Origin of the sequence: Halolamina sp. (genome assembly GCF_036626355.1) — an archaeon.
Lineage (GTDB): Archaea > Halobacteriota > Halobacteria > Halobacteriales > Haloferacaceae > Halolamina.
In genome coordinates this window covers 1-16212 of record NZ_JAZKRY010000027.1, presented here as the reverse complement: position 1 = coordinate 16212, position 16212 = coordinate 1, and the positions used below count along the sequence as shown (strand labels likewise).

The following is a 16212-nucleotide window of genomic DNA, read 5'->3' as shown; positions in this document are numbered from 1 at the left end:
CTTTGCCGCGATTGTCTGACCTGCCGTGAGCGACGTGTCGTCAGTACGGAACCTCCGCCGTGACTGTGTGACCTGTGACGACCGCTATCTCACCGGAGGAGAATTCACGCCGTTCCCCTGCTGGTGTCCCGCCGCTGTATCGCTGTCAGCGAACCATTTCCCATTACCAGCTTCGAAAATGAGTCACACGAGTTTTTACCCCTGGGGAGGAACCTCCGGTCGTGCGCGTCGCGTTCGTCTCACTGGAAACCGCCCATCATCGCGACCAGCGTGGGCTCGAACGACTGCGACGGACTGCGAGCCAACTGGCCGACAGGGGCCACGACGTCGAGTATCTCTGTGCCCAGTGGTGGGGCGGCGACGAGACACCGATTTTCGAACACGAGGGAATCACCTACCGACGCGTCACGGAGGAGTGCTCGTCCCGCCGGTTCGCAGCCAAACTCCCGATTGCGATGCGGCGCGCGGGCGCCGACGTCGTTCACGTCTGCAACAGCCCACCGCGCCACGCCATCGTCGCCGAGAAAGCCGGGACGCTGCTCCGGACACCCGTGGTCGTCGACTGGTTCCAGGACCACCCAGAGGACTCCACCAGTAGCTACGGCCGTGTCGCGAGCAAGGCCGACATCGTGACGGTGCCCTCCGAAACGGTTCGGACGCGAGTGCGCGAGCACGGGGGAACCGATGGCTCGGTTCGGATCATCCCCGAGAGCATCGATATGGAGCTCGTTCGAGAGGCGCCGGTCGACGACCGGTTCGACGTGGTCTACTCCCGGCGGTTAGACGAGAACGCCAACGTCGAAACGCTGCTGCTTGCGCTCGCCGAGCGGCGTCGGCTGGACTGGTCGGCCGCGGTCATCGGCGATGGTCCCGAATGCGAAGCCATCGAGACCGCCGCCCGAGAGCTCCGCATCGACGACCAGGTGACGTTCACCGGCGCGCTCCCCGAGCGCGAGCGGGTGAGCATCTACAAGGGCACGCACGTGTTTGCCCAGACCGCGACCGTCGAGCCGTTCGCCACCGAACTCCTCCACGCGCTCGCCTGTGGCTGTCTCGGCGTCGTCGAGTATCAGGCCCACTCGAGCGCCCACGAACTCGTCGAGGGTCGGGAACGGGGACAGCTGGTGACGAGCCCGCAGGAGCTTGCGGCGACGATTACCAACGCCGGCACTGTCGAGCGCCGGGCGGTCGACGAGAGCTATCAGGAGTACGACCACAGCGTAGTGCTGGAGCAGTATCTCGGCTGTTACACGGAGCTCCAAACGTCACGCGTGCTGTTCTGATAGTGATTACGGCGAATCGGTGCATCGACGGTGTCGAACGCCGCCGGTTCAGGGGCTCCCATCACCGACACGGCGGTCGTCACAGGTCACGCGCCGTGACTGGTTAGACACAGTCACGGCATGGGTTCCGTCGTGACGACACGGCGGTCGTCACAGGTCACGCGCCGTGACTGGTTAGACACAGTCACGACATGGGTTCCGTCGTGACGACACGGCGGTCGTCACAGGTCACGCGCCGTGACTGGTTAGAGCATATCCTGCGATTCGAGCCCCTTCATAACGTCGTCGACGAGCTGCTCTACATCCGAGTACGGGAACTCCTGCTCCCCACCGAGTTTGGCGGCCAACTCCATCGCGGTGAAGGAGATGTCGCCGGCTTCGAACCGCGTGCTCGGCCCCCCGGGCAGCGCAGGCACGAGGTCCATCTGGCTGTCGACCGGGAAGTCGGCACCCTTGAATGCGGTTACGAGCTGTTCGCGAAGTTCTTTCCGTTCTTCCTCACTGGCCATGCTCCACAATGCCGCGGAGTTCAGCAAAAGCGTTCCGGAACAAAGGGAAATGCGTGCACAGTTCCACACGCAAACGGCGAATCGACGGACGTCCTCTCGACCGAACCCAGCCGGAGTCGCCGCAAACCCCCCCGTTTTAGGTCACCCCGACTGAACACCGTTTCATGGCATTTGATTTTGACTTCGACCTGCTACGAGACGTAACAGAAACCAGCGGCGTCCCCGGCTACGAGGACCGTGTGCGCGATATCGTCCGCGAGGAAATCGAGGCCAACACCGATACCGTGCGAACGGATGCGATGGGAAACGTCGTTGGCACGGTTGACGGTGACTCCGACTACTCCGTCGCCGTCGCCGCCCACATGGACGAAATCGGGTTCATGGTGAAACACATCACCGAGGAGGGTTTCCTCAAACTCGACGCGCTGGGTGGCTGGGATGCCCGCGTGCTCCGGGCCCAGCGCGTGACCGTCCACGGTGAGGAGGACATTACCGGTGTCTTCGGTTCCGTGCCGCCGCACACGCTCGACGAGGCGCCCGAGAACGGCGACGACGAGGTGGGCGACCGGGCCGTCGACCTCGGCCGCGATCCAGAGGAGGTCGAAGAGCTCGTCAGCGTCGGCGACATCGTCACGATGCAGCAGGACACCATCCAGATGGGTGACTCCGTCACCGGGAAAGCGCTCGACGACCGAGTGTGCCTGTTTGCCATGCTCGAGGCCGCCCGTTCGATCGAGAACCCCGACGTGACTATCCACTTCTGTGCGACGGTCCAGGAGGAAGTTGGCCTCCGGGGCGCGACCGCGCTCGGCGTCGACGTCGACCCGGACCTGGCGATTGCGCTGGACGTCACCATCGCCAGCGACATCCCGGGCGTCAGCGGGGACAAACACGTCACCTCGCTGGGTGACGGTGCGGCCATCAAGCTGAAAGACAGCTCCGTCATCACGACGCCGAAGGTTCACAAGCGACTGAAAGCTGTCGCCGAGGACGAGGAGATCGAGTATCAGATCGAAGTGCTCCCGTCGGGCGGCACCGACACGGCCGGCTTCCAGAACACCTACGGTGCAAAACCCGTCGGCGCCATCTCCATCCCGACGCGCTATCTCCACACGGTGACCGAGACGGCCAACGGCGACGACGTTCGCTCGACAATCGACCTGCTGACGGCGTTCCTCGACAGCGAGACCGGCGAGCACGACTACTCGCTGTAGGCTGCCGGCCTCGCTCGGACCGGCACCGGTAGGCGGTCCTGACCGGACAGAACAGATTCATTTCGGTCGACGGAAGCGCCAGCCGTGCGCCGGTCCCTGCTCGCCCTCTGTACCCTCCTGCTCGTCAGTAGCATCGCCCTCCCAGCTATCGCCAGCCCGCAGCCACAGCCGGTCTGTGGTCCGTGCGGAACCGGCTTCGAAAACGCCGCTGATCGCGAGGATATCGAACTCACCGTCATCGAGAGCACGGCCACTGTTCAGATCCACGACGACGGCAGCGCGACGTGGCGGGTGACGAACACACTGCAGAACGAGTCCTCGGCAGCGTCTCTCCGCACCCACTCGAAAACTCTCGACACCATCGTCACCTACGCCATCCGGCGGTCGTCAGTCGACGGCCCGACCGAGAATCGATCCGCTCGCGTAGAGGGGGAGACGGTGGTCCTCACGTTCGAGGATCGAGACGCGACCACCGAGGTGCCCGGCGGCGTCCACGTCGTCGACTACCTCCACTCGGGTGGCGCCGATAGCTGGTCCGTGCTGACTGCCGACCGTTTCACTGTGACCGGTCCAGAAGGGACGACGGTGACGACCGATCCGCCGGGCGCGACCGTCACCGGTCGGAACGCGACGTGGCACGGAAACGGCACCGCCAAGATGTGGGACGTGCGACGGCTGGAACTGGATGGCTACGGGCTTCGCTGCGGTTTCGCTCGCGATGGGCGGTCTGACGCTCGCGCGCGGCCAGCAGATACGGCCCCGTGAACTCACCGCCGCCGGGGCGCTGGCTCTGGCAGGTATCGTGCTTGGGGTGTCCCTGGGAATACCCGTCTGGAGGGTCCGAGGAACCCTGCGCTGGCTGCCGCTCGTCGTTGCACCGATGCTCGGTGCGGCCGTGGAACCGCCGCGACGCGAGCGGAGAGGCGGCCGGCCCAGAGACCCGGGAGACAGCAATCCCGAGGAACAGAGAACCCACAGAGGGGAGTAGGAGCGCCGAGGCTGTCGTCGCGGGTTCGTCCCTTCCACAGTCCGGGAGCGACGAGAGAAACAGCACGAACAGCAGGCCAACGAGGCCGAACCCGCCGCCGAGAGTCGCTCATCACCTCGGGGGGACACAGACGTAGTTGGTAACCCCGGTGGACTCGAACGTGTGTTCGAAAGTGAATCCGGTTTCCGAGTGCCCCAGGACGTTTGCTCAGTAGCAACCCGCCGAATTGGGGCGACAGAGATAAGAGGGCGGTGGGTTCCTACCGGCTGGGAACTGTCGACATCGATTGGGATGAGAGCGTTGTTCGTGGAACCGGGGCGAACGCCAATCGACCCGTTCAGAGTGACCGACGCATGACAAAGTACGAGTACGCCTGTGTAGACTGCGGTCAACAGCTCGTCGTCGACGGGAGAACACGCGAGGCCATCCTGACCAACGGCTGCCCGACCTGCGCAGCAGCCGCGCAGGCAGAGTACTTCGCGCCACAGCGCCGATAGGACTTCGGGCTCGGCCAGTGTCGCCGACCTACATCCCGTCGAGCACGTCTTCGAGTAGCTTTCGCTGTGCGGCAACGAGATGCTCGGTGAAGGTCGACTGAGAGATATCCAGCCTTTCGGCCAACTCCGTCGCGTTCGCTCGCTTGGGCTGCTCGAAGTAGCCGTTCTCGTAGGCGGTTTGTAGCACCTCCAGCTGGCGGTTCGTCAGCTTCCCGCGGTTGACGAACAGCCGGTCCCGTGGCGACCCCTCGAGGGGCGGCTGGAGCAGTCGTTGTACGTCCACCGATGGGTAGCGGTCCCGAAGCGTCGCCATCAGCTCCTGCAGCTGTTCGAACCCCTCGGCGTGGAACACCACTGTCAGATTGCCGTTCTCCGCGGTGTAGTGGTGGACCGGACAGCCGAACTCGCCGAGACAGGCACATGGGCAGGCCTCACCGTGCTCGATCCGGTACAGCTCCGCAGTACCGTAGGAGAACACCGGCTCCAGTGCAGCGTCGGCCTCCGCGTCGACCAGGAACTCCGTCACCGGTACTTTCTCCATGGCGACGCTCGTCGAGACGCTGTCGACCGTCGTTCCGGTCGCGTCCGCGAACCGAGCGACTGGACAGTCGGTCGCCCCCTCGAACGCGACAGTTGCCCGGATTCCGGAGCTCATTCGTACCCAGTATAGATTGTGGTTCGAGCCGTCTTTAGTGCAGTGGTCGCGCTGATAGTGATTACTGCGAGTCCGTCCCACCGTGGCCATCCGTGTCGGTGATGGGAGCCCCTGAACCGGCGGCGTTCGACACCGTCGATGCACCGATTCGCCGTAATCAGTATAAGCCGCTCCCGCAGACCCCATGTGAAAAAACCGCAACCCCTCTGGCGGTTCGCAGTGTCCCAGTTGCGTGTGTTTATAAACTATCCTGGATATGTGTGGTCCCCTTTTTTTGGGGTGTAGCCCGTTCAGTCAGATATGAGCCATCCAGTTTCGGTCAGAACTGATCGTCGTTCGAGCCCGCCGTCCGAGGAGACCGTCCACACCGAGGGAGAGATAAGCGAACTGCTCGCTGTCATGGACGACGAGGACTGCCGTGCCGTGCTGGAGGCGACGGGGTCGGAGCCGCTCTCAGCGAAGGAGATCGCCCAGCGCTGTGACCTCGCCTCCTCGACGGCGTACCGGAAGATCGACCGGCTCGTCGACGCCGGTCTCCTCACCGAGGGAATCCGGATCAGCGGTACTGGGAAACACGCAAGCGAGTACCGTCGTTCGGTCGACCGGATCGAACTCTCTATCGGCGACGCCGGCACCGAACTGCAGGTCGAACGTGGCTCGGTCGACCAGGCTCAGCCCGCCGACTAATCGGATTCTCGCTGCGTACCAGGGCGGCTGCTCGGCTTGCGGACCCGAACAGTTGATAAGCGCGCCACCGGAACAGAGACCTATGTACGACGACGAGGACCTCGCGGAGATTCGCGAGTCCCGTAAAGAGTGGGAAGAGGAGACACTCGGCCCCGTGCTCGACGCCTACGGGGAGCGAAAGGACCGCTTTGCGACCGTCTCGAACCTGGAGGTCGACCGGCTCTACGACCCGACCGATGTCGACGACATCGACTACGAGGAGGACCTCGGCAACCCCGGCGAGTTCCCCTACACCCGCGGCCCGTATCCGACGATGTACCGCGGGCGGACCTGGACGATGCGGCAGTTCGCCGGCTTCGGCTCCGCCGAGGACACCAACGAGCGGTTCCACTACCTCATCGATGAGGGCCAGACCGGGCTCTCGACGGCGTTCGACATGCCCTCGCTGATGGGGATCGACTCCGACGACCCGATGGCCCTCGGCGAGGTCGGGAAGGAGGGCGTCGCCGTGGACACCCTCCGTGACATGGAGATTCTCTTCGACGGCATCGACATCGGCGAGGTGTCCACCTCGTTCACCATCAACCCCTCCGCGTCGGTCATCTACGCGATGTATCTCGCGCTGGCCGATCAGCAGGACGTGCCGCGCGAGGAGGTCCGCGGGACCCTGCAGAACGACATGCTGAAGGAGTTCATCGCCCAGAAGGAGTGGGTGATTCCGCCCGAGCCCTCACTGAATATGGTCACCGACACCGTCGAGTTCGCCGCCGAGGAGACGCCGAAGTTCAGCCCCGTCTCCATCTCGGGCTACCACATCCGGGAGGCCGGCTCGACGGCGGTCCAGGAGCTCGCGTTCACCCTCGCCGACGGCTTCGCGTACGTCGAGGACGCGGTGGACCGCGGGCTGGACGTCGACGAGTTCGCCCCGCAGCTCAGCTTCTTCTTCAACTCCCACAACTCCATCTTCGAGGAGGTAGCGAAGTTCCGCGCAGCCCGGCGCATCTACGCCCGGGTGATGGACGAGTGGTACGACGCCGAGGCGGAGGAGTCGATGCAGCTGAAGTTCCACACGCAGACCGCCGGCCAGTCGCTCACCGCCCAGCAGCCCCTGAACAACATCGTCCGGGTAACGATTCAGGCGCTCGCGGGCGTGTTCGGCGGCACGCAGAGCCTCCACACCAACTCCTACGACGAGGCGCTGGCCCTGCCCAGCGAGGAGGCGGTCCGGGTCGCGCTGCGCACCCAGCAGATCATCGCCGATGAGTCCGGCGCCGCCGACAGCGTCGACCCACTCGCGGGCTCGTTCATGGTCGAGAGCCTGACCGAGGAGATGGAGGAGAAGGCGATGGAGTACATCGAGACGATCAAAGGGATGGGCGACGGCTCGGTCCGCGACGGCGTCCTCACGGGCATCGAGGAGGGCTTTTTCCACCGGGAGATCCAGGAAGCCTCCTACGAGTACCAGGAGCGCGTCGAGGCCGACGAGGAGATCGTCGTCGGGGTCAACAAGTACGTCTCCGAGGAGGACACCTCGCCGGAGGTGCTCCACGTCGACGAGGAGGTCGCGGAGCTCCAGCGCGAGCGCCTCGCCTCGGTAAAGGAGGAGCGCGACGACGAGGACGTCGAGGCGGCGCTGGCTGCTCTCCAGGACGCCATCGACACCGACGAGAACGTGATGCCCGCCATCATCACCGCGGTGAAAGCCTACGCCTCGATGGGCGAGATCATGGACGTGTTCGAGGCCGAACACGGCGGTTACCGGGAGAAAATCGGCCTGGCCTGAGCGCTGTCGCAACCTGCATACCCTTTGGACCCCCGCCTTCGCCGGGTTTCTACTCCCCAGTGGCGAGGCTTTATTATGGTAGTGCCAACAGTACAGACGAGTATGACTGACGAACCAGAAGTCGAGCTCGAAGCTCGCCTGGCCGAACAGGACACGTTCGAGCCGCCCGAATCGTTCGTCGAGCAGGCGAACGTCTCCGACTCCGGCATCTACGACGAGTTCGAGGAGAACTGGCCGGAGTGCTGGGAGCGCGCCGCGGAGATGCTCGAGTGGGAGGAGAAGTACGACCGCGTGCTCGACGACGACAACCCGCCGTTCTACGAGTGGTTCACCGGTGGAACGCTCAACGCCTCGACGCAGTGTCTCGACCGCCACCTCGACGAGCGGGGCGACGAGGCCGCCATCGAGTGGGTCGGTGAACCGACCGACGAGGCCAACCGCACGTACACGTACGAACAGCTCCACCGGGAGGTGAACGAGGCCGCAGCCGCGCTCCGGGAGATGGGTGTCGGCGAGGACGACGTGGTGACGATGTACATGCCGATGGTGCCGGAGCTGCCAATCGCGATGCTGGCCTGCGCTCGCATCGGCGCGCCCCACTCCGTCGTCTTCGCGGGGTTCTCGGCGGATGCGCTGGCGACGCGGATGAACGCCGCCGAGTCGGAGTATCTCGTCACCTGCGACGGCTACTACCGCCGCGGTGACCCGCTCGACCACCTCGAGAAGGTGAATCAGGGACTCGAGAACGTCGAGCACGACACGGAGACGCTCGTCGTCAACCGACTCCCCGCAGCGGACGGCTTCGGCCACGACCTCGACGACGACCAGCGCTACTACACCGAGGCGATTCTCGAACAGGAGGGGGCGACCATCGAACCGGTCGACCGCGACGCCGAGGACATGTTGTTCCTGATGTACACCTCCGGGACCACCGGGAAGCCGAAAGGGGTGAAACACACCACCGGCGGCTATCTTGCCTGGTCGACGTGGAGCTCCCACGCCGTCCTCGACATCGAGCCCGCGGACACCTACTTCTGCTCGGCCGACATCGGCTGGATCACCGGGCACTCCTACATCGTCTACGGCCCGCTCTCGCTCGGGACGACGACGATGATGTACGAGGGGACGCCGGACTACCCGGACCGCGATCGCCTCTGGGAGATTATCGAGGAGTACGAGGCAGACCAACTCTACACCGCACCCACGGCCATCCGTGCGTTCATGAAGTGGGGTGAGGAGTATCCCGAGCAACACGATCTCTCCAGCCTGCGGCTGCTCGGCACCGTCGGCGAGCCCATCAACCCGCGCGCGTGGAAGTGGTATTACAAACATATCGGGGACGAGTCCTGCCCCATCATCGACACCTGGTGGCAGACCGAGACCGGGGGGCAGATGATCTCCACGCTCCCCGGTGTCGGAACGATGAAACCCGGCTCCGCGGGGCCGCCGCTTCCGGGCGTCGACGCGCAGGTAGTCGAGACGACGGGTGTCCCGGTCGAACCCGGACGCGCGGGCTATCTTACCATCCAGAACCCGTGGCCGGGGATGCTCCGGACGCTCTACAAGAACGACGAGCGGTTCATCAACGAGTACTGGGCGGAGTACTCCGACACCGAGAGCGACGACGCCGAGGACTGGGTCTACTTCCCGGAGGACGGCGCGAAGATCGACGAGAACGGTTACATCACCGTGCTCGGCCGAGTCGACGACGTGCTCAACGTCTCGGGCCACCGGCTGGGGACGATGGAGATCGAGAGCGCCATCGTCGGCGTCGAGGGCGTCGCCGAGGCGGCGGTCGTCGGCGGCCAGCACGAGGTGAAAGGCGAGGCCGTCTACGCCTACGTCATCACCGAGGAAGGAACCGAGGAGAACGAAAAGCTCCGGCAGCGTATCATCGAGGGAGTCGAGTCGGCTATCGGGCCCATCGCCAGGCCCGAGAAGGTGGTGTTCACGCCGGAGCTCCCCAAAACCCGGTCGGGGAAGATCATGCGCCGGCTGCTCGAGGATATCGCCAACGGCGAGGAGTTGGGTAACACCTCGACGCTACGCAACCCCGAGGTCGTCGAAGAGATCCAGGAGCGCGCGGAGGGCTGAGCGCCTAGCCGCTCGTCGCGTCCCAGCGGGTGGCCTTCCGGCGGTTCCCGCAGTTGTCGCACTCCAACCGGCCCATCGCGTCCATATTCACGTCCAGGCTGTCACAGACCCCGCAGTACCAGCCGTAGCGAGTCTCTCGCTCGGGGTCGAGATAGGCGCCGTAGAACGGCCCCTTCGACCCGCGGGCGCTGTCGTCGTAGGCGATGATGACCGTTTCCCCGCTCTCGGTCTCGCGCTGTTCGTTGATCCCGGTGGTCGTGGGTTCCTCGTACTCCCGCACGAACGATCGCTCGGTCACCCAATCGCTGCCGAGCCTCAGCTCACGAGTCGCTCCTTGTTTGTAGCCACGTTGCTTGTAGAACGTCTTTCCCTCCTGATTGGCCTCGAGGACGCGACCCTCGATTCGGCTCGCGCCGGCGCTGGCGAGCTCCGCCTCGATGCGGTCCAGCAGTCGGCTCCCGACCCCCGAGCCACGGTGGTCAGGGTCGACGTGGATCCACTCGATTCGTCCCACTGTATCGGGCCCCTCCACGATGGACGCCTGCGAGAAGCCGACGATTTCCCCGTCCTCCTCGGCGACAACGACGGCGTTCTCCTCGTCGTCGATTGTCTCAGCGAGGCCGCCGCCGGCGCCCACCTCTGCCTCACCGACCGAAAGGCTCTGGCCCTCTCCGTACCAACTTTCGAGAGCCCGTTCTCGAACGGTCTCGCCGAGGATGTCATCGTAGGAGGCCGCGAGCGACGCTTCGGCGACCTCCCTGATTGCGGGGAGGTCGGATCGACTGGCGGTGCGAAGTTCCATAGCGGTTATACGACGTGAATCGTCTTGAATCCACGTTCCGGTATCTCAATCCGAGCCCGACGGCTCCATGTCGGCTCTCCGGGACGCTGCCTCGCGGAGCAGAATCCCGGCGCCCAGCAGTGCTGCTGTCGTCACCCCGCCGTCGGCCGCGTAACCCACTTCCGCCGACGGACGCAGGAGGAGGCCGAACTGGAGCAGCGAGGCCGGCCCGAATCGCCCACGGCGGGGAGAGGACGAACAGCGCGGTGAACAGCGCATGATGCCGATCGGAACCAGGTTGACCATCAGATCGACCACCGTGTGCCGGTCGACGGACCGAGCCAGTCTGCCCTGTCGCTCCCGGGGCGTCTCAGACTGTTGTTCAACGGGCCATCGAACTACTCGGCGGGTGTCGACGATAGCCAGCACCAACAGCTGGAGGCTCCCGCCGAAGAGGGCAACGCCCGAGACGGCGACGACTGCGTCGCCGAGACACAGCCAGAGTTCGGCGACAGCGATGCCGAACATGCGGAGTATCTGCCACGGGCTCGGGTTGTCTCAGTTACCACACGGGCGCTGGGCCGGCCCGAATGAGTACCGTGGCAGTTCCACCGGATGGGGCGATCAGCGGTCTGAGGCGGCGACAGATCACGGGCCGCGTTGGAGACACAGCCGCGGCGTCGTCTCCGTGGCGACGACACGAAGTCGTCGCCGGTCGCGTGCCGCGTTTGGTTTGACACAGCCGCGGCGTCGTCTCCGTGGCGACGACACGAAGTCGTCGCCGGTCGCGTGCCGCGGCTGGTGTGGAAAGAACACCTTTAACGACGCCGACGGCCGAATTCTTACCGATGGGACTGGAGGACGAGATAGAGGAGCTCCGCGAGGAGATTCAGAACACGCCCTACAACAAGTCTACGGAGAGCCACATCGGGCGTCTGAAGGCCAAGCTCGCGGAGAAAAAAGAGAAGCTCGAGAACCAGTCCTCTGCCGGTGGCGGTACCGGCTACGCCGTCGAGAAAACTGGCGACGCCACGGTCGCCCTGGTGGGTTTCCCCAGCGTCGGCAAGTCGACGTTGATCAACGCGCTGACCAACGCCGAGTCCGAAATCGGCCATTACGAGTTCACGACGCTGGACGTCAACCCCGGCATGCTCAAACATCGCGGGGCAAACATCCAGATTCTTGACGTGCCGGGGCTCATCGAGGGCGCTGCCAGCGGCCGCGGCGGCGGGCAGGAGGTGCTCTCGGTCGTCCGGACGGCGGACCTCGTGATTTTCATGCTCTCGGTGTTCGAGATCGACCAGTACGAGCGGTTGGCTCACGAACTCTACGAGAACAAGATCCGGCTCGACACCACGCCGGCGAGCGTCTCGATCAACAAGACCCACAAGGGGGGAATCCGGGTCACCTTGAGCGACGACGTCTCGATGGACAAACAGACGATCAAGGACGTGCTGCGGGAGCACGGCTACGTCAACGCCGAGGTGACCGTCCGCGGGGATATCTCCATCGACGAACTCATCGACTCGATCATGGACAACCGGGTCTACCTCCCCTCGATTGTCACGATTAACAAGGCCGATCTGATCGACCAGGACTACCTCCCGACGGTGAAGGACAACCTCCGGGAGCACGATATCGACCCGGAAGCGGCGCTGTTCATCTCCGCGGAGGAGGAGCGCGGCCTCGACGGGCTCAAAGAGAAGATCTGGGAGGAGCTCGGACTCATCCGGATCTACATGGACAAACCCGGCCGGGGTGTGGATTACGAGGAGCCACTCGTGCTCCCGCCGGGATCGACCGTCGAGGACGCCTGTCTGGATATCGGCGGCGACGAGTTCCTGGACCGCTTCCGGTTCGCCCGAGTCAGCGGCGACTCCGCCAAGCACGACAACCAGCAGGTGGGGCTGGAGCACGAACTCGCAGACGAGGACGTGCTCCGCATCACCGTCCGGAAGTAACGCGGTGGCTCCAGCGTCTCGGTCCTCGACCACCGGCCGGACAGGACTGCTGCTCGTTCTCTCGTTGTTTCTCCTCCCGTGGTCGATGTTGAGCTACGGCGGCGTCACCGAGGGCTCCACGACGCTGCTGTTTGCCTGGGGGCTGATGGACCCCGCGACGGGGCACGTGACGGGCATCAATACGTATTTCACGTACACGCGTGGGCTCCCGGACTGGATTCTCGCGTGGCCAGTCGGTGTGGGATCTCTCGTCGCCGCGCTCGCGAGCGCCGCGGTCGGCGACGCGCGTGGGCGCGATGGTTACCCCAGTAGCGGACAGCAACACCGTGCCGACCGCGTCACGGCTGCGTTGCTGGCGCTGGTCGGCGTCGCCGTCCTCTCGCTTTCGTGGGGGTTCTCCGCCCAACTGGGGCGGACGGGAATTCCCCTCGGGACTGTGTTCGCCTGGCCCGTAGCAGGCTGGTTCTGGCTCCGCGCTCGGCGAGGTCGCTAGCGTGCCACCGGGGAACAGCTGCTTCCGCCTCCGGTAGCCTTTTCGACTTCTCGCTCCCATAGCCGCTCATGAGCCACGAACTCGACCACGTGATGATGCGGGTCGAAGATCTCGAGGAATCGCTCGACTGGTACACCACCAATCTGGAGTACGAGGAGATGGGCCGCTGGGAGGCTGACACGTTCACCAACGTGTTCCTTGGCCCAGAAGACGTCCACAATGAGGGCGCGCTGCTGGAGCTCACCTACAACCACGACGGCCGCTCCTACGACATGGGCGACGCCTGGGGCCACATCGCCGTCCGCGTCGAAGACGTCCACGACGCCTACTACGAACTGATGGACCAGGGCGTCGAGGACTATCGGCGTCCCGAGGACAACCCTGGCTACGCGTTCGTAAAGGACCCAGACGGCCACGAAATCGAGATCGTCGAACGGGACCACGGCGCCCGCTGGAGCATCGACCACACGATGATCCGTGTCGAGGACGCCGACGAGGCGCTGGGCTGGTGGACCAGGAAGCTGGAGTACGAACACACCGGTCGCTGGGAAGCGGACACGTTCGCGAACTACTTCCTCAAGCCCGAGGACGCCCCCGCGGAGGCGATGGCGGTGGAGCTGACGTACAACTACGACGGTCGCACGTACGACCTGGGCGACGCGTGGGGCCACCTGGCGGTCGCGTGTGACGACCTCGAAGGGTTCTGGGAGACGCTCATGACTCGCGAGGCAGTGGATTACCGCGATCCGGAGTCCTGTGACTACAACTACGCGTTCACGAAGACCGAGGACGGGCACGAAGTCGAGGTCGTGACGAGGTAGCGTCGTCTCCTCGGGAAACACCTATCTGTGTATGGGTACACACACACGGTATGGGGACGAAAAACATCTCTCTGAAGGAGGAGGCCTACGAGCGCCTGCGGGCCCTGAAACGGGAGAACGAAAGTTTCTCGGACGTCGTACTGCGCATCACCGAAAGCGACCGCTGGAGCGGTTTCGGCGCGCTGTCCGAAACTGACATTCAGGAGGGGATGCAGCAGGCGAAATCGGAGCTCTCCACGGGGATGGAGGAGTCCCTCGAAGAGTCCGGGAACCGATGATCTGCCTGGATAACAACCTTCTGTCGGACTATCTCGCCGGAGAAGCGTTCGCGAAGGAGTTCCTCGAGCCCTATGCGGACGAAGTGTGGTGCGTGTCGGCCGTCGTGCAGTACGAAGCGATGATGGGCGCCTGCTACGGTCACATTTCGGGCACGATTTCGGACGTCGAAGCGGCCACCTCGGAGTTCGAGAAGGTAGCGGTGACTGAGCGAACCGTGCGAGAAGCCACAGCGCTTCAGGAGGAGCTCTCGGACCACGGTATCCAGCTGGAAGCGCGTGACGCGCTCATCGCCGGGACTGCGCTCGAGGTCGGTGCCGCGCTCGCCACGGAGGACGGTGGCCTCCACGACGCGGGGTCGACCGGACTCGTCGACGTGCTGGAGTACGAGCGGCCCTGATCTCCATCAGGTACAGGAGCGACGTGTGGCGCTCGTACTCGTCAGTTCATCGCTACAGTTCTCGGATCTCCCGAACAGCGTCACAGGGTTGGAAGACTTTTGGCCGGTGGACAGCGCTGGGCCCGTCACCGCGGAGTTCCCAGGGACTCAGGGACCGCAGGGTGCTGGGCACGAGGCCCGTTATCAGAAATCGGAGATTTCTGATTGGCAGACGAGGGCCTTCGGCTCTCGTCGACGGCACAGCGGCGAGTCCCCAACCCACCCCGCGCGTTCCGCGAGCAACCCTGAGTGGGAAGCAGCGAAAGCCTGCGGCTCTCGCCCGCCTCGCGACCGCAGGCGAGCGCGCGCTGCCTACCCGCCCCGCTACGCGGGGCTGTGGCGCGAAGCACTCGCGGCTCTATGCCACGAGGAGCGCAAGGGAGGAGCGAGGGGACACCCCGAATGACGTGGCTGGGGAGGGTTGAGGCCGCTGAGCGGCAGGCGGTGCGGTACTAGCGTGCAAGCCGACTCCGCGGTGATGTTGTCGGTAGCAGTCACGGAAGCGGTGACGTTGGCGGTTCCTGTTGGGGTAGCTGTAGCGTCCGAGATCATACTCACTAACAATCCAGCTGACGAACCGATGAACAAACGAGCGGTCGCTACACCGAATTATGCGATTCCGTATCGTATGACTACAACGACGTTTCACGAGGATTGAGGACGGGGCGGTGGTAACGCAATAGAAGGGTGCTCTCGGTTTCGCCTGCAGCTATCGGTCGTAGATTCGGTCGCGCTTGTCGATCCGGCGAACTCGAAGCAGTTCCTGTTCCTTGTCCCAGTCGATGATCGCTCGGTAATCCCCGATGCGGAGGCGATAGAGCGCTGACCCCGAGAGCCGTTCGAGGTAATGCCCCGGAAAGTCCTCGATTTCGCGGAGTTTCTTCCTGATCCGGTCGCGAACGTCGGGTTCGGCGTTGGACAGCCAGTCGGCTGCCCGTTCGGAAACGAGAACCTCTGCCATCTTCAGGCGTCGTCGAGGCGTTCGTCAAGTTCGTCCATCGAGAGGTAGGTTTCCTCGTCAGCAGTCGCGTCGAGTTCCTCGGCGAGCTCGGGGTCGAGTGCGGGTGCGACCTCGGCCCACCAGACGACGCGGTTGCCGAAGTCCTTCTTTCCCAGGTCACCGTCCTGATGCATCTTCTCGAGACGGTCGTGGAGTGCACGCCGTCCGATCGGCAGTTCCTCGGCGACCTCCGAAGTGGTGAGTGGCTCCTCCTCGGCGAGTCGGTCGAAGACGAGGAGAATATCCTGTCGGCTCACGGACTCGCTGAACTCTCCCCCGCTTTCCCGAGCGTAATCGTCGCTGGACATGCGGCTGGCTACGGTCGCGAGACACTTGACGGTTTCCTACGTAGGAGTCAGTCGGCGTGTGGGTGGGTCGATCGCGAACTCCCCGCCCGTCGACGCCGCGACCACGTTGGTGTCCAGAAACAGTCGCATTACGGTTCCCGAATCTCCCGAACTGCGTCAACGGGGTGTGGACTTTTGCCCGGTGGACAGCACTGGGACCGTCACCGCGGAGTTCCCAGGGACTCTGGGACCGCAGGGTGCCGGGCACGAGGCCCGTCATCAGGAATTGGAGATTTCTGATTGGCAGACGAAAGCCGGAGGCGTTCGTCGACGGCACCGCACGAATCCTCTCCCTTCTCGCGCTTACGCCCACATCACCAGAACGCTCCGCGTTCTGGGTGGCAGTCAGAATCCGGTGGAATCTGCCAACACTGCAGGCGAGCG

The 16212-nt window shown here is 64.4% G+C and carries 18 protein-coding genes; 12 read left to right on the top strand and 6 right to left on the bottom strand.

The genetic code is table 11. The features are described from left to right. The first annotated feature begins 221 nt into the window (after window positions 1-221). Window positions 222-1283 (top strand): glycosyltransferase, encoded by a 1062-nt coding sequence (locus tag V5A38_RS06195; protein WP_332324876.1) that lies wholly within the window; start codon window positions 222-224, stop codon window positions 1281-1283. 245 nt (window positions 1284-1528) lie between these two features. Here the strand turns inward: V5A38_RS06195 and V5A38_RS06190 are convergent, their stop codons facing one another. Next, a complete protein-coding gene (locus V5A38_RS06190) occupies window positions 1529-1792 on the bottom strand; it encodes an MTH865 family protein (protein ID WP_332324875.1) in 264 nt (87 codons plus the stop codon). Window positions 1793-1956: 164 nt separating this feature from the next. Here V5A38_RS06190 and V5A38_RS06185 point away from each other — a divergent pair, with 164 nt between their 5' ends. The 3 genes from V5A38_RS06185 to V5A38_RS06175 all read left to right on the top strand — a co-directional run bounded on the left by V5A38_RS06185 (window position 1957) and on the right by V5A38_RS06175 (window position 4491). Beyond that, window positions 1957-3006, top strand: coding sequence for a M20/M25/M40 family metallo-hydrolase (locus tag V5A38_RS06185; RefSeq protein WP_332324874.1), 1050 nt, complete (start codon window positions 1957-1959; stop codon window positions 3004-3006). 84 nt (window positions 3007-3090) lie between these two features. Next, entirely contained in the window at window positions 3091-3771 is a 681-nt protein-coding gene (locus V5A38_RS06180) for a hypothetical protein (protein WP_332324873.1), read from the top strand. A 576-nt stretch (window positions 3772-4347) separates the two neighbouring features. After that, entirely contained in the window at window positions 4348-4491 is a 144-nt protein-coding gene (locus V5A38_RS06175; RefSeq protein ID WP_332324872.1) for a zinc ribbon domain-containing protein, read from the top strand. A gap of 28 nt (window positions 4492-4519) precedes the next feature. On the opposite strand, the gene V5A38_RS06170 is transcribed toward V5A38_RS06175, so the two are convergent. After that, on the bottom strand, window positions 4520-5146 hold the full coding sequence (locus tag V5A38_RS06170; RefSeq protein WP_332324871.1) for a helix-turn-helix domain-containing protein: 627 nt from the start codon (window positions 5144-5146) through the stop codon (window positions 4520-4522). 300 nt (window positions 5147-5446) lie between these two features. Here V5A38_RS06170 and V5A38_RS06165 point away from each other — a divergent pair, with 300 nt between their 5' ends. The 3 genes from V5A38_RS06165 (at window position 5447) to acs (ending at window position 9710) form a co-directional block, all read left to right on the top strand. After that, a complete protein-coding gene (locus V5A38_RS06165; RefSeq protein ID WP_332324870.1) occupies window positions 5447-5833 on the top strand; it encodes a helix-turn-helix domain-containing protein in 387 nt (128 codons plus the stop codon). A gap of 82 nt (window positions 5834-5915) precedes the next feature. After that, window positions 5916-7616 carry a methylmalonyl-CoA mutase family protein gene (locus V5A38_RS06160; protein WP_332324869.1) on the top strand — a complete coding sequence of 567 codons (1701 nt, stop codon included), beginning with the start codon at window positions 5916-5918 and terminating at the stop codon, window positions 7614-7616. A gap of 102 nt (window positions 7617-7718) precedes the next feature. After that, window positions 7719-9710 carry an acetate--CoA ligase gene (gene acs / locus V5A38_RS06155; RefSeq protein WP_332324868.1) on the top strand — a complete coding sequence of 664 codons (1992 nt, stop codon included), beginning with the start codon at window positions 7719-7721 and terminating at the stop codon, window positions 9708-9710. 4 nt (window positions 9711-9714) lie between these two features. On the opposite strand, the gene V5A38_RS06150 is transcribed toward acs, so the two are convergent. Next, window positions 9715-10512: a GNAT family N-acetyltransferase gene (locus tag V5A38_RS06150; RefSeq protein ID WP_332324867.1), complete on the bottom strand. Its 798-nt coding sequence runs from the start codon at window positions 10510-10512 to the stop codon at window positions 9715-9717. A 45-nt stretch (window positions 10513-10557) separates the two neighbouring features. Next, entirely contained in the window at window positions 10558-11019 is a 462-nt protein-coding gene (locus V5A38_RS06145) for a hypothetical protein (RefSeq protein WP_332324866.1), read from the bottom strand. Between the two features lie 320 nt (window positions 11020-11339). Here V5A38_RS06145 and V5A38_RS06140 point away from each other — a divergent pair, with 320 nt between their 5' ends. From V5A38_RS06140 to V5A38_RS06120, 5 genes are all read left to right on the top strand, one after another. Next, window positions 11340-12452 carry a GTP-binding protein gene (locus tag V5A38_RS06140; protein ID WP_332324865.1) on the top strand — a complete coding sequence of 371 codons (1113 nt, stop codon included), beginning with the start codon at window positions 11340-11342 and terminating at the stop codon, window positions 12450-12452. Window positions 12453-12456: 4 nt separating this feature from the next. Beyond that, window positions 12457-12945, top strand: a complete 489-nt coding sequence (locus V5A38_RS06135) for a TIGR04206 family protein (protein WP_332324864.1) — start codon at window positions 12457-12459, stop codon at window positions 12943-12945. Between the two features lie 68 nt (window positions 12946-13013). Continuing rightward, on the top strand, window positions 13014-13766 hold the full coding sequence (locus V5A38_RS06130; protein ID WP_332324863.1) for a VOC family protein: 753 nt from the start codon (window positions 13014-13016) through the stop codon (window positions 13764-13766). Window positions 13767-13816: 50 nt separating this feature from the next. Then, window positions 13817-14044: an antitoxin VapB family protein gene (locus V5A38_RS06125; protein ID WP_332324862.1), complete on the top strand. Its 228-nt coding sequence runs from the start codon at window positions 13817-13819 to the stop codon at window positions 14042-14044. Next, on the top strand, window positions 14041-14442 hold the full coding sequence (locus V5A38_RS06120; RefSeq protein WP_332324861.1) for a PIN domain-containing protein: 402 nt from the start codon (window positions 14041-14043) through the stop codon (window positions 14440-14442). Before V5A38_RS06125 ends, V5A38_RS06120 begins: the two co-directional genes overlap by 4 nt. Before the next feature lie 748 nt (window positions 14443-15190). On the opposite strand, the gene V5A38_RS06115 is transcribed toward V5A38_RS06120, so the two are convergent. Both V5A38_RS06115 and V5A38_RS06110 read right to left on the bottom strand, forming a co-directional pair. Beyond that, window positions 15191-15442 carry a type II toxin-antitoxin system RelE/ParE family toxin gene (locus V5A38_RS06115; protein WP_332324860.1) on the bottom strand — a complete coding sequence of 84 codons (252 nt, stop codon included), beginning with the start codon at window positions 15440-15442 and terminating at the stop codon, window positions 15191-15193. A gap of 2 nt (window positions 15443-15444) precedes the next feature. Beyond that, on the bottom strand, window positions 15445-15789 hold the full coding sequence (locus V5A38_RS06110) for a hypothetical protein (RefSeq protein ID WP_332324859.1): 345 nt from the start codon (window positions 15787-15789) through the stop codon (window positions 15445-15447). Between the last annotated feature and the right edge of the window lie 423 nt (window positions 15790-16212).

What these genes read in the sequence shown, in the direction of transcription:
- V5A38_RS06175 (WP_332324872.1), top strand. Translation starts at nt 4,348, where the DNA reads ATGACAAAGTACGAGTACGCCTGTGTAGACTGCGGTCAACAGCTCGTC.
- V5A38_RS06185 (WP_332324874.1), top strand. Translation starts at nt 1,957, where the DNA reads ATGGCATTTGATTTTGACTTCGACCTGCTACGAGACGTAACAGAAACC.
- V5A38_RS06190 (WP_332324875.1), bottom strand. Translation starts at nt 1,792, where the DNA reads ATGGCCAGTGAGGAAGAACGGAAAGAACTTCGCGAACAGCTCGTAACC.
- V5A38_RS06130 (WP_332324863.1), top strand. Translation starts at nt 13,014, where the DNA reads ATGAGCCACGAACTCGACCACGTGATGATGCGGGTCGAAGATCTCGAG.
- V5A38_RS06140 (WP_332324865.1), top strand. Translation starts at nt 11,340, where the DNA reads ATGGGACTGGAGGACGAGATAGAGGAGCTCCGCGAGGAGATTCAGAAC.
- V5A38_RS06150 (WP_332324867.1), bottom strand. Translation starts at nt 10,512, where the DNA reads ATGGAACTTCGCACCGCCAGTCGATCCGACCTCCCCGCAATCAGGGAG.
- V5A38_RS06160 (WP_332324869.1), top strand. Translation starts at nt 5,916, where the DNA reads ATGTACGACGACGAGGACCTCGCGGAGATTCGCGAGTCCCGTAAAGAG.
- acs (WP_332324868.1), top strand. Translation starts at nt 7,719, where the DNA reads ATGACTGACGAACCAGAAGTCGAGCTCGAAGCTCGCCTGGCCGAACAG.
- V5A38_RS06145 (WP_332324866.1), bottom strand. Translation starts at nt 11,019, where the DNA reads ATGTTCGGCATCGCTGTCGCCGAACTCTGGCTGTGTCTCGGCGACGCA.
- V5A38_RS06165 (WP_332324870.1), top strand. Translation starts at nt 5,447, where the DNA reads ATGAGCCATCCAGTTTCGGTCAGAACTGATCGTCGTTCGAGCCCGCCG.
- V5A38_RS06170 (WP_332324871.1), bottom strand. Translation starts at nt 5,146, where the DNA reads ATGAGCTCCGGAATCCGGGCAACTGTCGCGTTCGAGGGGGCGACCGAC.
- V5A38_RS06120 (WP_332324861.1), top strand. Translation starts at nt 14,041, where the DNA reads ATGATCTGCCTGGATAACAACCTTCTGTCGGACTATCTCGCCGGAGAA.
- V5A38_RS06115 (WP_332324860.1), bottom strand. Translation starts at nt 15,442, where the DNA reads ATGGCAGAGGTTCTCGTTTCCGAACGGGCAGCCGACTGGCTGTCCAAC.
- V5A38_RS06125 (WP_332324862.1), top strand. Translation starts at nt 13,817, where the DNA reads ATGGGGACGAAAAACATCTCTCTGAAGGAGGAGGCCTACGAGCGCCTG.
- V5A38_RS06110 (WP_332324859.1), bottom strand. Translation starts at nt 15,789, where the DNA reads ATGTCCAGCGACGATTACGCTCGGGAAAGCGGGGGAGAGTTCAGCGAG.